The following is a 13,839-nucleotide window of genomic DNA, read 5'->3' as shown; positions in this document are numbered from 1 at the left end:
GGCTCAGGCCTCGCCGCGGGCCATCAGCGCCTCGTACTCGGAGACGTCCAGCTTGCCCTCCTGGGCGACACGGGCCTTGTCGGCATCGCTGATCACGTCGCCCGCGAGGTCGAGGCGCTTCCAGGCGGCGAGCGGGGTCTCGCGGCCGGGCCGCGGCACGTACTTGTTCTGCTCGAGCTTCTGGTACTTGTGGATGTAGCGCGGGCAGTTGACCCAGATCTTGGTGACCGCGACCTTCACGAGGTACTTCGCCTCGGTGTACTCGGCCATGAGGGCGTCGTCGCGCAGCAGCGTCGCGTGGCCTTGCACGCGGATGCGGTGCGGCGTCTCGAAGTCGATGAACAGCAGGCCGACCTTGGCCTGACCCTCGATGTTGCCCATCGAGTAGAACATGCCGTTGCCGTCGAAGCCCGGGAACACCAGCGTGCTGGCGTCGAGCACCTTCACGAAGCCCGTGGGGCCGCCCTTGTAGGAGACGGTCGGCATGCCGTCCGGGTCGACGGTCGAGAGGAAGAACATGTCGCGGGCGCCGATGAAGGCGGCCTCGTCCGGCTGGACGCTCTCGTGGACCCAGTCCTCGTCGAGGCGCACGGCGAGCTTGGTGGTGCCGAACTCCTCCTGCAGCGCCCGGTGCGCGTCGGAATAGAGCGATGCCATGCGTGTCCTCTCCGCGTGCCGGTCCTCGTGCAGGCGGGACCGCTGCGGGGCTTATGGCCGGGATGTCCGGTGCCGGGCAACCCGGAACGCGAAGGGCCGGCCACGCCTTCGCGTGACCGGCCCCGGCATGCGCGGCCGGGCAGAGCCCGACCGCGCGGGTGCGGATCAGTTGCGGGTCTTGTCGACCAGCGCCTTCTCGGAGATCCACGGCATCATGCCGCGGAGCTTGGCGCCGACCTCCTCGATCGGGTGGGCGGCGAGCTTGGCGCGGGTCGCCTTGAACGAGGTCTGGTTGACCTTGTTCTCCAGCATCCAGTTGCGGGTGAAGGTGCCCGACTGGATGTCGTTCAGCACGCGCTTCATCTCGGCCTTGGTCTCGGGCGTCACGATCCGCGGGCCGGTGACGTACTCGCCGTACTCGGCCGTGTTGGAGATCGAGTAGTTCATGTTGGCGATGCCGCCCTCGTAGATGAGGTCGACGATCAGCTTCACCTCGTGGAGGCACTCGAAATAGGCCATCTCGGGGGCGTAGCCCGCCTCGACCAGGGTCTCGAAGCCGGCCTTGATCAGCTCGACGAGGCCGCCGCACAGCACGGCCTGCTCGCCGAACAGGTCGGTCTCGCACTCCTCCTTGAAGGTCGTCTCGATGATGCCGGCGCGGCCGCCACCGTTGGCCGAGGCGTAGGACAGGCCGAGGTCGTGGGCGTTTCCGGAGGCGTCCTGCGCGATGGCGATCAGGGTCGGCACGCCGCCGCCGCGGAGGTACTCGGAGCGCACGGTGTGGCCGGGGCCCTTCGGAGCGACCATCAGGACGTCGAGGTCCTTGCGCGGCTCGATCAGGTTGAAGTGGACGTTGAGGCCGTGGGCGAACAGGAGCGCGGCGCCCTGCTTCATGTTGCCTTCGAGGGACTCACGGTAGATGTCGCCCTGCAGCTCGTCGGGGGTGAGCATCATCACCACGTCAGCCTGACGGGCGGCCTCGGCGACCGACAGGACCTTGAAGCCCTCGGCTTCCGCCTTCTTGGCGGTGGCGGAGCCCTCGCGCAGGGCGATGACGATGTCCTTCACGCCCGAATCGCGCAGGTTGAGCGCGTGGGCGTGACCCTGACTGCCGTAGCCGACGATGACGACCTTCTTGCCCTTGATCAGGTTCAGGTCGGCGTCGCGATCGTAATATACCCGCATGTCTGTCTCCTCTTAAACGTGGTGGTTCGGGTCGGTTGTGGCCCGGCCGTAGAGGGCCAGGAACTGCTCGACGGCGCGGCCCGCATCGCGCCGGATCTCGGCCCCATCGAAATCGAGGGTCTCGCCGAGCAGAAGTCGGATCTGGATATCCCGGCCGACGAGGCCGAAGAAGGTCCGGAAGGCGGCCTCGCTGTCCGCGAAGGCGAGAAGGCCGGCGGCGCGCCCAGCCTCCAGCACGGGCTTCACGCGCTCACCGATGGCGAAGCGCCCGTTCGCCAGGACGATGCCGCCGAGGTTGCTCTTGCGCGAGCCCGCATGCGCGATGGCGATCCGGTTCAGCGCCACCGAGGTCGGACCGGTGATGACCTCCAGCCACGTCACGGCGAAGTCCTGCAGGCGCTCCCGCAGGGTCGCGCCGTCGAGCACATGCGCGGCATCGGAGCCCGCATGGACCCGCGAGGCCTGCCAGCGCACCGTCGCGGTCAGCAGCCCGTCCCGGTCGCCGAACCACTTGTAGAGCGTCTCCTTCGAGCAGCTCGCCCGCCGCGCGACGGCATCCATGGTGAGCTGCTCGCCGTCCTCGACCATGAGGCCGAGCACGGCATCCAGCACCGCCTGCTGGCGTACCGAAGGCGCGTCCCGCTCTGCTGTGGCGCTGGTCTGCATCATCTCGAATGGCGTACCGTACCGTACGGTACGCGCTCTAGGACGATTCGCGGATGGCGGCAAGGGGGGTGCCGCGCCCCGACCGTGTCAGCGCGGCAGGGGCAGGCCCTCGCGGGCGAAGACGGCCTGCACGGCCGGCCGCTCGGCAACGCGACGGGCATGGGCGGTCCAGGCCGGGAAGCGGCCGGCCATGTCGAACCGGAGCACCGGACCGTTGGCCCAGAACCAGAACACCGTCAGGTAGGCGTCGACGACGCTGAAGCGGTCGCCCACCGCCCAGCCGCCGTGCGAGAGGCGCACCTCGGTCATGGTGGCGAGGTCGGCGTAGGTGTTGGCCGCCTTCGCCTTGATGCCCGGAAGGGCGCTCTCGTCGTCGGAGTAGCGCTCGGGCCGGCGGACATGGGCGTAGGTCACGTGGTGGTTGCAGGCGAGCCAGCCGAGCCACTCGTCCGCGGCGGCCTGCTCGCGCAGGTCGGTGGGCCACAATGCCGTCTCCGGCACCTGACGGGCCACGTGGCGCATGATCGCCGCGCATTCGGTGAGCACCCAGCCGTCCTCGGTCAGCGCCGGCACGCGGCCGCGATCGTTGATCGCGAGGTATTCCGGCCGGCGCTGGTCGCCGGCGGCGAGGTCGAGCTTGATGCCCTCGTATGACAGCCCGGATTCCTCCAGGACGATGTGGGCGGCCAGCGAGCAGGCGCCGGGGGCGTAGTAGAGGGTGCGGGCGGTCATGAGTGATCCTTGATCGACGAAGTCGGGCGCGGCGCGTTCGCCGCAGCAAGGCGGCCTCGATCGGCTCGCCTCATCGATTCAATCGGCGCTCCGCAACACCGTTCGGCCGAGTGGCCAGATCCTAAAGCGGCTCCGCCCCGCGCCCCATCGCGGAGATGCCGGTCCGGCAGATCTCCACCAGCCCGATCACGCTCATCAGGCGCACGAACCGGTCGATCTCCTCGGTGGCCCCGGTCAGCTCGAACACGAAGGAGTTGAGCGTGGCGTCCAGCGTCTTGGCGCCGAAGGCGGCGGCGAGCCGCAGGGCCTCGCTGCGGTGCTCGCCCTCGCCCTTCACCTTCACGAGGCAGATCTCACGCTCGAGGGCGTTGCCCTGAAGCGTCAAATCCACCACCCGGTGGACCGGCACCAGCCGGTCGAGCTGCGCCTTGATCTGCTCGATCACGGCGTTGGTGCCCGTGGTGACGATGGTGATGCGCGAGATGTGGCGCGCCTCCTCGGTCTCGGAGACGGTCAGGCTCTCGATGTTGTAGCCGCGGCCGGAGAACAGCCCCGAGATGCGGGCGAGCACGCCGGGCTCGTTGTCGACGATCACCGCCAGCGTGTGCCGGTTCACCGGCTCGACGCGGACGGCATCGGGGTAGTGGGTGTTCATCGCATTCATCGCCGGCCTCGTCCTCGTCGTTCGACCCATTGCCGCCGCAGCGGCGGATCGCGGCCCGGCGGTACGCCGGGCCGCCCTCCCTCACACCAGCATCTTGCCTTCCTCGGAGATCACGTCGCCGAGTTCGACGCCGGTCTCGCCGAGGTAATCGGACAGGAGCATCTCGTTGTGCGCCTTGCCCGACGGGATCATCGGGAAGCAATTCTCGGTCTTGTCGACGATGCAGTCGAAGATCACCGGGCCGTCATGGGCGAGCATCTCCGCGATGGCGCCGTCGAGGTCGCCCGGCTTCTCGCAGCGCATGCCCTTGGCGCCGTAGGCCTCCGCGAGCTTCACGAAGTCCGGCAGGCTCTCCGAGTAGCTCTGCGAGTAGCGCGAGCCGTGCAGCAGTTCCTGCCACTGCCGGACCATGCCCATGTACTCGTTGTTCAGGATGAACACCTTGACGGGCAGCCGGTACTGAACCGCCGTCGACATCTCCTGCATGTTCATCAGGATCGAGGCCTCGCCCGCGATGTCGATGACGAGCCCGTCCGGATGCGCGAGCTGGGTGCCGATGGCCGCCGGCAGGCCGTAGCCCATCGTGCCGAGGCCGCCGGAGGTCATCCAGCGGTTCGGCTCGTCGTACTTGAAGTACTGGGCCGCCCACATCTGGTGCTGGCCAACCTCGGTCGTGATGTAGGTCTCGCGATTCTTGCAGGCCTCGTAGAGGCGCTGGACGGCGTATTGCGGCTTGATGATCGTGCCCGACGGCCAGTAGGCGAGGCAGTCGCGCGCCTTCCAGGTCCCGATCTTCTGGAACCACGGATCGAGGTTGGACCTGTCGGGCCGCGACGGCAGGGCGCGCCACGCCTCCAGCATGTCGGCCAGCACCGAGGCGCAATCGCCAACGATCCCGACATCGACCTTGACGACCTTGTTGATCGAGGACGCGTCGACGTCGATGTGGATCTTCTTGGAGAAGGGCGAGAACGCGTCGAGCCGGCCGGTGATTCGGTCGTCGAACCGGGCGCCGACGCAGATCATCACGTCGCACTCGTGCATCGCGAGATTGGCCTCGTAGGTCCCGTGCATGCCAAGCATGCCCAGGAACTTCTCGTCCGTACCCGGATAGGCGCCGAGCCCCATCAGGGTCGAGGTGACCGGGAAGCCGGTCTCGCGGACGAGTTCGCGCAGGAGGCGCGAGGCCTCCGGGCCCGAATTGATCACGCCGCCGCCCGTGTAGAAGACCGGCCGGCGCGCGGTCGCCATCAGTTCGACGGCCGCGCGGATCCGGTCGGCATCGCCCTTCACCGCCGGGCGGTAGGTCTTGTGGCTCGCGATCTCGGGGCGCTCGTAGAGCCCGGAGGCGAACTGGATGTCCTTGGGCAGGTCGACGACGACCGGGCCGGGCCGGCCATTGGCCGCGACGTAGAACGCCTCGTGCAGGATGCGCGGCAGGTCGTCGATCGATTTGACCAGGTAATTGTGCTTCGTGCAGTGGCGCGTGATGCCGACCGTGTCGCATTCCTGGAACGCGTCGGTGCCGATCAGGTGCGTCGGGACCTGGCCGGTGATGCAGACCAGCGGGATCGAATCCAGCATCGCGTCGGTGAGCCCGGTGACGATGTTGGTGGCCCCGGGACCCGAGGTAACGAGGACGCAGCCGACCTTGCCGGAGGAGCGGGCATAGCCCTCGGCCGCGTGGACGGCGCCCTGCTCGTGGCGGACGAGAATGTGCTTGACGGCGTTCTGGTGGAAGAGCGCGTCGTAGATCGGCAGTACGGCGCCGCCCGGGTACCCGAACAGCGTATCGACACCCTGATCCTGGAAGGCCCGGATGACCATCTCGGCCCCGGTCATGACCTCGCCGCTCATGCTCGTCTCCTCGCGCTCTCCGGAGCCACGGCGGTCACCGACCGCCGCCCTGCCCCGTCCTCTCTCACCGCACCCTCGTCATGCGGGGCGGTTCCCGCCTCGCCCGAACGTGCCGTCCGCCTCGATATCCCGTCCGGCCGATCCCATGCCGCCCTGGAGCGGGCAACAAAAAAGGGCCCCGAGGGACCCTGCATGCGCCACCGCTCGGATCGCGACCCTAGCTCAGGGCCGCCCCGTCGGTGACGCTACCGCTACAATAAGGATCGTGGTCATCGGATATCCGTACTCGCCTCGCGGCGGCCAGTCGATCCGACGTGGATCGACACCGGTCGCGCGTGAAGTGTCGGGCCTCATAGCGGAGCGCGTGGTGCCGGTCAACGCGTCCGCGCGGCTGTTCGTGCTGTTTCCCTGTGTCGAGCCGGTCAATGCCCCTCACTGCAGCGACGGCGGGAAGCGCCGGACCCAGTTGCTCGCCGCGTCGTAGGCCGCGCCAAGTTGCAGGCAGGCGAGCTCGCCATGATTGGGGCCGACGATCTGGATGCCGGTGGGCAGGCCGCCCGCTCCGAAGCCGGCCGGGACGTCGAGGGCCGGCAGGCCCGACATCGTCGCCGGAATCGTGATCTGCATCCAGCGGTGATAGGTGTCCATCGCCTGCCCGCCCACCGTCCCGGGCCAGCGCAGGGTCTTGTCGAACGGGAAGACCTGGGCGCTCGGCATGACGACGAAATCGTAGGCGTCCATGAAGCGGCGCAGGGTCTCGTACCAGCGCGTGCGCCCCTCCAGGGCCGCGATGATCCGGTCGGCGCCGAGCGCCAGCCCCCGCTCCACCTCCCAGACGGCCTCCGGCTTCAGCAGTGCCCGCTGACGGGACTCGTCGTGGAACGGGCGGAGCGACGCCGCGACCGTGAAGGCCCGCAGCACCAGCCAGTCCTGCCAGAGCTGCTCCATGTCGTAGCGGGGTATCGCCTCCTCGACGATGCAGCCGATGTCGACGAAGGTTGAGAGCGCGGAACGCCCGAGGTCGAGCACGCCGGGATCGAACGGGATCTGCCCGCCGCAATCGCCGAGCCACGCGATCCGCGTGCCGCGGAAATCGCGGGCGAGCGAGTTCGCGAAGGCGGATGGATCCTGCCGGATGGCGTTCGGGCAGCGCGGATCGTAGCCTGCCAGCACCGAGAGCATCAGGCCGATATCGGCGGGCGTCCGGCCGATGGCGCCGAGCACCCCGAGGCCGGGGCTGAACACGTCCTTGGCCTCGGCCGGGATCCGGCCCCAGCTCGGGCGCAGGCCGTAGCAATTGTTGAAGGCCGGCGGGTTGCGCAGCGACCCGGCATGGTCGCTGCCGTCGGCGACCGGCTGCATCCGCAGAGCCACCGCCACGGCGGCGCCGCCGCTCGATCCGCCCCCGGTCTTTTCCGGATCGTAGGCGTTGCCGGTGGCGCCGTAGACCGGGTTGAAGCTGTGCGAGCCCAGGCCGAACTCGGGGATGTTGGTCTTGCCGATGAAGATCGCCCCAGCGGCGCGCAGCCGGGCCACCATGATCGAGTCGGTCTCGGCGATCCGGTCGGCGAAGATCGGGGATCCTTGGGTAAACCGCAGGCCGCGGACGGGGTCGAGATCCTTCACGGCCAGCGGGAAACCGTGCAGCGGGCCGACGGCATCGCCGCGCGCCAGGGCGGCGTCGGCGGCCTCGGCCTCCCGCAGGAGCGCGGCATCATCCGCGAGGCCCACGAGGGCATTCACCTGCGGGTTGATCCGGTGGATCCGCTCCAGATAGGCGCGCATCACCTCCCCGCAGGAGACCACCCGGCCGCGGATGGCGGCGGCGAGGTCCACGGCGCCGAGCCCCGTGATGCCGTCCTGTCGCGCGTCCTGCATCGAAAACTACCTCCGGATCGACGGAGATCGGTAGCCGGAGGTTGGATCCAGGCAAAGACGCCTTTAGCTGAAAGGATGGAATGCCGCTGTCGGTGTTTGCGAGCGCAGCGAAGCGATCCAGTGTCGCGCGACGATCACCGTTGTCGCGCTGCCCTGGGTCGCTTCGCTGCGCTCGCGATGACGTCCGGCCGCCACTGAGGCCGTCACGCCACCGACCAGGGCAGCGTCTCCTCACCGCGGAACACCACCACCGCCGTGTCGTCCACCGCGACCGCCTCTGCGACCCGGCCCGGCCGCCGCTCCAGGGTCACGGTCCCGGCATTGGGCTCCAGCCCGTGGAAACGGGCGCCGTTGAGCGACGCGAAGGCCTCGAACCGGTCCAGTGCCCCCTCCTCGTCGAAGACCTGCACGTAGGTCTGGAGCGCGGAGGGCCCGCAGAACACGCCGGCGCAGCCGCAGGACGCCTCCTTGGCGCCGCGGACATGCGGAGCGGTGTCCGTGCCGAGGTAGAAGCAGGCCTCGCCCGAGGTCGCAGCCTTGCGCAGCGCGAGCCGGTGCCGCTCGCGCTTGGCCACCGGCAGGCAGTAGAGGTGCGGGCGCAGGCCCCCCTGGAAGATGTGGGTCCGGTTGATCACGAGGTGGTGCGGCGTGATCGTGGCCGCGCACCGGCTCCGGTGCTCCCGGACCACGTCGAGGATCTCCGCCGTGGTGGCGTGCTCCACGGTGACCTTCAGCCCCTGGTGGCGGCCGAGCAGCGGGATCAGGCTGCCCTCCATGAAGGCGGCCTCGCGGTCGAAGATGTCGATCTCCGGTTCGGTCGCCTCGCCGTGGATCAGAAGCGGCATGCCGATCCGCTCCATGCGCTCCAGCACGGGGGCGATCCCGAGGAGGTCGGTGACGCCGGCATGCGAGTTCGTGGTCGCGCCCGCCGGGTAGAGCTTGGCGGCGACCCAGACCTTGTCCTTGAAGCCGCGCTCGATCTCGGCCGGATCCGTGTCGTCCCGCAGGTAGCAGGTCATCAGCGGCGTGAAGTCCATCCCGGCGGGCAGAGCCGCCAGAATGCGCTCTCGGTAGGCCCGCGCGGCCGCGACCGTGGTCACCGGCGGCACGAGGTTCGGCATGATGATGCCCCGGGCGAACTGCGCCGCCGTGTAGGGCAGCACCGCTTTGAGCATCGCGCCGTCGCGCAGGTGGATGTGCCAGTCGTCCGGCCGGCGGATGGTGATCCGCTCGACCGGCTTCGCCTCCTGGCGCTCGGCGGGGAACAGGTCGGCGACGCCCATCGCGAAAACTCCTCAGGCCTGACCGAAGGCGGAGATGCCGCCATGGGCCGCCGACCATTCGGCCGGGGCGTTGAGGAAGCGCTCGACCTCGTCGAGCGTCTTCGGGTCGAAGGTGCCCATCTCCTTGGCCACCGCCAGCACGTCCCACCACGTGGTGAGATAGTGGAGCTTGATGCCGATCTCCTCCATCAGCGCGGCGCTGCCCGGGAAGATGTCGTAGTAGAACAGCACGAAGCAGTGATCGACCTGGGCGCCGGACTCGCGCAGGGCGTTGCAGAAATTCACCTTGCTGCGCCCGTCGGTGGCGAGGTCCTCGACCAGCAGCGTCCGGGCGCCCTCGACGATCTCGCCCTCGATCTGGGCGTTGCGGCCGAAGCCCTTGGGCTTCTTCCGGATGTACTGCATCGGCAGCATCATCCGGTCGGCGATCCAGGCCGCGAAGGGGATGCCGGCGGTCTCGCCGCCCGCGATGTGGGTGAGCTTCTCGTAGCCGATCTCGCGCACGATCGTGGCGGTGGCGAAGTCCATGAGGGTCGAGCGCAGGCGCGGGAACGAGATGATCTTCCGGCTGTCCGTGTAGACCGGGCTCGCCCAGCCCGACGTGAACTTGAACGGCTCGTCCTTGTAGAAGAGGACCGCGCCGATCTCGAGGAACATCTTGGCCGCCTCGCGGGCGATCACCGTCCGGTCGAGGGGCAGGAAGGGGCTGGTCATGCGGCGTGCGCGCTCCCGCTGAGGGCGCTCTCCATCGGCGACGGACCCGGCCGGGGGCTGAGAGCGCGTGAGACTGAGGTCTGGCCGCCCTCCTCCGCCCTGGCTCCGCACGCGTCAAGTCTGCGCGGGACGCTATCCGCGCCTCAAGCGCCGGCCCGGAGATGCGCGAGGTGCCGGATTGCGAGCGCGTAGCCGTGCGTCCCGAACCCGGCGAGCACGGCCGTCGCGGCGAGCGAGATATAGGAGTGATGGCGGAAGGCCTCGCGCCGGTGGACGTTCGAGATGTGGCACTCGATCACCGGCACCGCGCAGGTGTTCAGCGCGTCGAGGATCGCCACCGAGGTGTGGGTGTAGGCCCCCGCGTTGATGACGATCCCGGCGGATCCGACACGGAAATCGTGGATCGCGTCGATCAGCACGTGCTCCGCATTGCTTTGCCGAAAATCGACCTGCAGCCCGAAGCCGGCGGCCGTGTCGCGGCAAAGAGCCTCGACGTCGGCCAGCGTCTCGCGGCCGTAGATCTCGGGCTGTCGCTTGCCGAGCAGGTTCAGGTTCGGCCCGTTCAGGACCAGGACAGTGTCGTTCATCGTGTGCCCCGTGGCCCGGGCGGCGTGGCCGACTTACCGCCCGGGCCTCGTCCCCATACTCGACCTTGTAAGTCAGTTCGCATCCCCTCGGGCAAGGCCGGATCGCATCGGCCGCGCGGGGATCGGAGCGCGGCTCGGATCGACCGGTCCGGCCCCGTGCTCACGCCGCCGCGGCGGAGAGCGCACCGAGGTCGCGGACCAGCTCGTCCACGCGCCCGGGCTTCGCGTCCCAGGCGAACATGAAGCGCGCGCCACCGCCGATGAAGGTGTAGAACCGCCATCCCCGGGCGCGCAGGCCGTCCATGGTGGCGGGCGGCAGCGTCAGGAAGACCGCGTTGGCCTCCACGGGAAACAGTGCCCGCACCCCTGGCAGCCCGGCGACGGCCTCGGCGAAGCGCCGGGCGCAGGCGTTCCCGTGCGTGGCGTTCCTCAGCCATGCGCCGCTCTCCAGCATGCCGACCCAGGGGGCCGCGAGGAAGCGCATCTTCGAGGCCAGTTGGCCCGCCTGCTTGCAGCGGTAGCCGAAATCCTCGGCGAGCTTCGGATCGAAGAACACCACCGCCTCGCCGGCATGCATCCCGTTCTTGGTACCGCCGAAGCACAGGACGTCGATGCCCGCCCGCCACGTCATGTCGCCCGGGCTGCAGCCGAGGCTCGCGCAGGCATTGGCGAAGCGCGAGCCGTCCATGTGGAGCGCAAGACCGAGGTCTCGGCAGGTCGCCGACAGCGCCCGCAGCTCGGCGAGGCTGTAGACCTGACCCGTCTCGGTGGGCTGCGTGATCGTTACAACCCGCGGCCGCGGGAAGTGGATGTCGCTCCGGTTCTGAGCGAGGCCGCGGATCGCGTCCGGCGTGAGCTTGCCGCCCTCGGTCCGGACGGTCAGCAGCTTCGAGCCGTTGGAGAAGAATTCCGGTGCGCCGCACTCGTCGGTCTCGACATGGGCCGAATCGGCGCAGATCACGCTGTGATAGGACTGGCAGAGGGCGGCCAACGCCAGGGCGTTGGCGGCGGTGCCGTTGAACGCGAAGAACACTTCGCACTCGGTCTCGAAGAGGGCCCGGAACGCGTCGGCGGCGCGCTGCGTCCACCCGTCCTCGCCGTAGGCCGGGGCATGGCCGCGATTGGCCGCCTCCATGGCCGACCAGGCCTCCGGGCAGATGCCGGAGTAGTTGTCGCTGGCGAATTGCTGCGAGTCGTCGTGTCTCATCCGCGCAACCTAGCACGACACCGGCGAAGATGGATCGCGCAAGCAGGTTGGAACTGGTGCGCGCTTGGTGTAATAGGCCCGCCAATGCGTGGGCTCCACGCCGATTCGGAAACCGACGTTCCCGTCCCTCCCGGGTTCATCCCGGGCGAGGGACGTTGCCGGTTTCCAGATCGGCGGCGGGCTGCGCGAGCCCCAAATCCAGGTCCAGAGGATCAAGTCCGTTGCAGGTACTCGTTCGCGACAACAACGTCGATCAAGCGCTCCGCGTCCTCAAGAAGAAGATGCAGCGCGAGGGCATCTTCCGCGAGATGAAGCAGCGCAAGGCTTATGAGAAGCCGTCCGTGCGCAAAGCTCGCGAAAAGGCCGAGGCCGTCCGCCGCGCCCGCAAGCAGGCCCGCAAGACCGCGATCCGCGAGGGCCTGATCGCCGCGCCGAAGCCGAAGCCCCGTTTCCCCGCCGGCGGCCGTCGCCCCGGCTTCCCGTCCCCGACGGCGGCGCAGCCGCAGGGCGGCAACGCCTCGGGTCAGGTCCCGGTCACGCCGGCTCCCGTCGCCTGAGCGACCACGGAGCGGCTTCGAAAGAGCCCGGCCCGCGTCAGCGGCCGGGCTTTTTCTATGGCCGGGTGCCGGGCGGGTCCTGCCGGCCATCCGCCCGCTCGGCCAGGCCGCCGGTCTCGCGAGCGAAGCGAAACAAGCCCGTCGCCCCACGCCCGGGGAGGTCGTGAGGCTCCAGGTCGCGCCGCTGCGCTCACGCAGACCGTTCGGAAAGGCCGCCCAGGCTCAGGCAGCCTTGCTTCAGGCCGCCCGGGTTCAGGCAGCTTTGGCGGCGATCGTCGCGCGTTCGGCCTGAACCAGCACGTCGAGGGCGCGCCACGGCTTCTGCATGTACACCGCCTGATCGGGCAGGCGCGCGTCGCGGCTCGCCCCGGAGGTGATGACCACGCGCACGTCCGGCCAGCGGCGGCCCACCGCCTGAGCGAGGGAGATACCGTCCATCGCGCCCGGCAGGCGCACGTCGGCGAAGAGCAGGGCCACGGTGACGTCGGCGCGCTCCAGCACCGACAGGGCCGCCTCCGCGCTCTCGCAAGCGATCACGCCGAGATCCGTCTCTTCCAGCACCGCGGTGGCGAGATCGCGCACCGCCGCGTCGTCCTCGACGACGAGAGCCACGGGGCTGGAACTATCGGGCTGTGCGCGATCCATGAAAGGTCTCCTGATCTCGGTGATTTACCCCTCGACGGGTCACGGCCTCATGAGCAGGCTTCTGATTCCCCGATTCGGCCATGCTGGCCTGTCAGGAGCCGGCTCACAAGAGTCGTGGCGATTCGGCGGGCGTATGCCTGCCCTGCGGCCAAGGGTCATCACTTTCGTGCACAACGCCCGAAATTGGCGCAACGCACGGGCGGTTAAGAAACTGTTCACCGAAGTGGACCGACTGTTAACCTGCTGGGCGGCGCGGACCCATCCCGGTGGGGCGTTCTCGGCGGATTCAACGCGGACCAGAGCTGAAGGATCGACCTCCCCCATGTGCCGTTTCCTCGCCTACAGCGGTGAGCCGGTCTTCCTCTCCGACCTCGTCTGCGCGCCGACCCACTCGCTGGTGCATCAGTCGCTGCACGCCGACGAAGGGAAGACCGAAACCAACGGCGACGGGTTCGGCATCGGCTGGTACGCCGAGCGGCCGGAACCGGGGGTCTATCGGGATATCTCGCCGGCGTGGTCGGACGAGAACTTGGTGAACCTGTGCGGGCAGGTCCGGGCGCGGACGTTCTTCGCCCATGTGCGCGCCTCGACCGGCACCGCGACCGCCCGGGCGAACTGCCATCCGTTCGTCCACGGCCGCCATCTGTTCATGCATAATGGCCAGATCGGCGGCTACCATCGGATCAAGCGCCGGCTCGAGGCCATGATCCCGGACGCCTATTACGATCACCGCCGCGGCAGCACCGATTCCGAGGCGATCTTCCTGCTAGCGCTGGCCAACGGGCTCGAGACCGATCCGGTTGGCGCGATGGCGCGGACGCTGGGCTCCATCCGCGAGCTGATGGCGGCCGCCAATGTCTGCGAGCCGCTGCGCTTCACCGCGCTCCTGACCGACGGCGAGACGCTCACCGCCTATCGCTGGGCCTGCGACGGCCGTCCCCCGAGCCTGTACTACCGCGAGGGTCCCGGCGGCATCGTGGTGGTCTCGGAGCCGATCGACGGATGCCGCGAGGGATGGCAGGTCGTCCCGAAGGGCGGCACGCTCCGCGCCCGCCACGGCGCGGCGACGGTCGTGCAGGTGCCTGGAACCACGAGCCGCGCAGCAGCCTGAATACAAACGGGACCAGCCATGCCGCGGGAGGCATTGCCGGGTCGCGCCGTATGTCCACATTCCGCCCACGGCCGATCGTGCGGCCGGGCGGGAATC

The 13,839-nt window shown here is 69.1% G+C and carries 14 protein-coding genes; 2 read left to right on the top strand and 12 right to left on the bottom strand.

All coding sequences use genetic code 11. The annotated features are described in order from the left end of the window. Positions 1-3 precede the first annotated feature (3 nt). From MFF58_RS13925 to MFF58_RS13875, 11 genes are all read right to left on the bottom strand, one after another. Positions 4-657 (bottom strand): pyridoxamine 5'-phosphate oxidase family protein, encoded by a 654-nt coding sequence (locus tag MFF58_RS13925; RefSeq protein ID WP_238288773.1) that lies wholly within the window; start codon positions 655-657, stop codon positions 4-6. A 165-nt stretch (positions 658-822) separates the two neighbouring features. Continuing rightward, positions 823-1,842 (bottom strand): ketol-acid reductoisomerase, encoded by a 1,020-nt coding sequence (gene ilvC / locus MFF58_RS13920; protein ID WP_238288772.1) that lies wholly within the window; start codon positions 1,840-1,842, stop codon positions 823-825. Positions 1,843-1,854: 12 nt separating this feature from the next. After that, a complete protein-coding gene (locus tag MFF58_RS13915; protein ID WP_238288770.1) occupies positions 1,855-2,511 on the bottom strand; it encodes a TetR/AcrR family transcriptional regulator C-terminal domain-containing protein in 657 nt (218 codons plus the stop codon). A gap of 84 nt (positions 2,512-2,595) precedes the next feature. Further along, complete coding sequence (locus MFF58_RS13910) at positions 2,596-3,240, bottom strand: glutathione S-transferase family protein (RefSeq protein ID WP_238288768.1); 645 nt, start codon at positions 3,238-3,240, stop codon at positions 2,596-2,598. 121 nt (positions 3,241-3,361) lie between these two features. Further along, positions 3,362-3,904, bottom strand: a complete 543-nt coding sequence (gene ilvN, locus MFF58_RS13905) for an acetolactate synthase small subunit (protein ID WP_043347129.1) — start codon at positions 3,902-3,904, stop codon at positions 3,362-3,364. An 81-nt stretch (positions 3,905-3,985) separates the two neighbouring features. Beyond that, complete coding sequence (locus MFF58_RS13900; protein WP_238288766.1) at positions 3,986-5,761, bottom strand: acetolactate synthase 3 large subunit; 1,776 nt, start codon at positions 5,759-5,761, stop codon at positions 3,986-3,988. A 432-nt stretch (positions 5,762-6,193) separates the two neighbouring features. Then, positions 6,194-7,639, bottom strand: coding sequence for an amidase (locus MFF58_RS13895; RefSeq protein WP_238288764.1), 1,446 nt, complete (start codon positions 7,637-7,639; stop codon positions 6,194-6,196). A gap of 203 nt (positions 7,640-7,842) precedes the next feature. Beyond that, the gene (pyrC, locus tag MFF58_RS13890) at positions 7,843-8,922 is read right to left on the bottom strand and encodes a dihydroorotase (RefSeq protein ID WP_238288756.1); all 1,080 of its coding nucleotides are present in this window, start codon (positions 8,920-8,922) and stop codon (positions 7,843-7,845) included. A 12-nt stretch (positions 8,923-8,934) separates the two neighbouring features. After that, positions 8,935-9,636: an orotate phosphoribosyltransferase gene (locus tag MFF58_RS13885; protein WP_238288754.1), complete on the bottom strand. Its 702-nt coding sequence runs from the start codon at positions 9,634-9,636 to the stop codon at positions 8,935-8,937. A gap of 143 nt (positions 9,637-9,779) precedes the next feature. Further along, positions 9,780-10,223, bottom strand: coding sequence for a type II 3-dehydroquinate dehydratase (aroQ, locus tag MFF58_RS13880; protein ID WP_238288752.1), 444 nt, complete (start codon positions 10,221-10,223; stop codon positions 9,780-9,782). A 160-nt stretch (positions 10,224-10,383) separates the two neighbouring features. Further along, a complete protein-coding gene (locus tag MFF58_RS13875; RefSeq protein ID WP_238288749.1) occupies positions 10,384-11,430 on the bottom strand; it encodes a threonine aldolase family protein in 1,047 nt (348 codons plus the stop codon). Between the two features lie 221 nt (positions 11,431-11,651). On the opposite strand from MFF58_RS13875, the gene rpsU reads away from it, so the two are divergent. After that, positions 11,652-11,987, top strand: coding sequence for a 30S ribosomal protein S21 (rpsU, locus tag MFF58_RS13870; protein WP_238288747.1), 336 nt, complete (start codon positions 11,652-11,654; stop codon positions 11,985-11,987). A 252-nt stretch (positions 11,988-12,239) separates the two neighbouring features. Here the strand turns inward: rpsU and MFF58_RS13865 are convergent, their stop codons facing one another. After that, on the bottom strand, positions 12,240-12,632 hold the full coding sequence (locus MFF58_RS13865; RefSeq protein ID WP_238288745.1) for a response regulator: 393 nt from the start codon (positions 12,630-12,632) through the stop codon (positions 12,240-12,242). 322 nt (positions 12,633-12,954) lie between these two features. Here MFF58_RS13865 and MFF58_RS13860 point away from each other — a divergent pair, with 322 nt between their 5' ends. Next, positions 12,955-13,743, top strand: a complete 789-nt coding sequence (locus MFF58_RS13860) for a class II glutamine amidotransferase (RefSeq protein ID WP_238288735.1) — start codon at positions 12,955-12,957, stop codon at positions 13,741-13,743. The last annotated feature ends 96 nt before the right edge of the window (positions 13,744-13,839 follow it).

It is taken from the genome of Methylobacterium longum, from assembly GCF_022179385.1.
Taxonomy (GTDB): Bacteria; Pseudomonadota; Alphaproteobacteria; order Rhizobiales; family Beijerinckiaceae; genus Methylobacterium; species Methylobacterium longum.
This window is presented reverse-complemented; position numbering and strand designations above follow the sequence as displayed.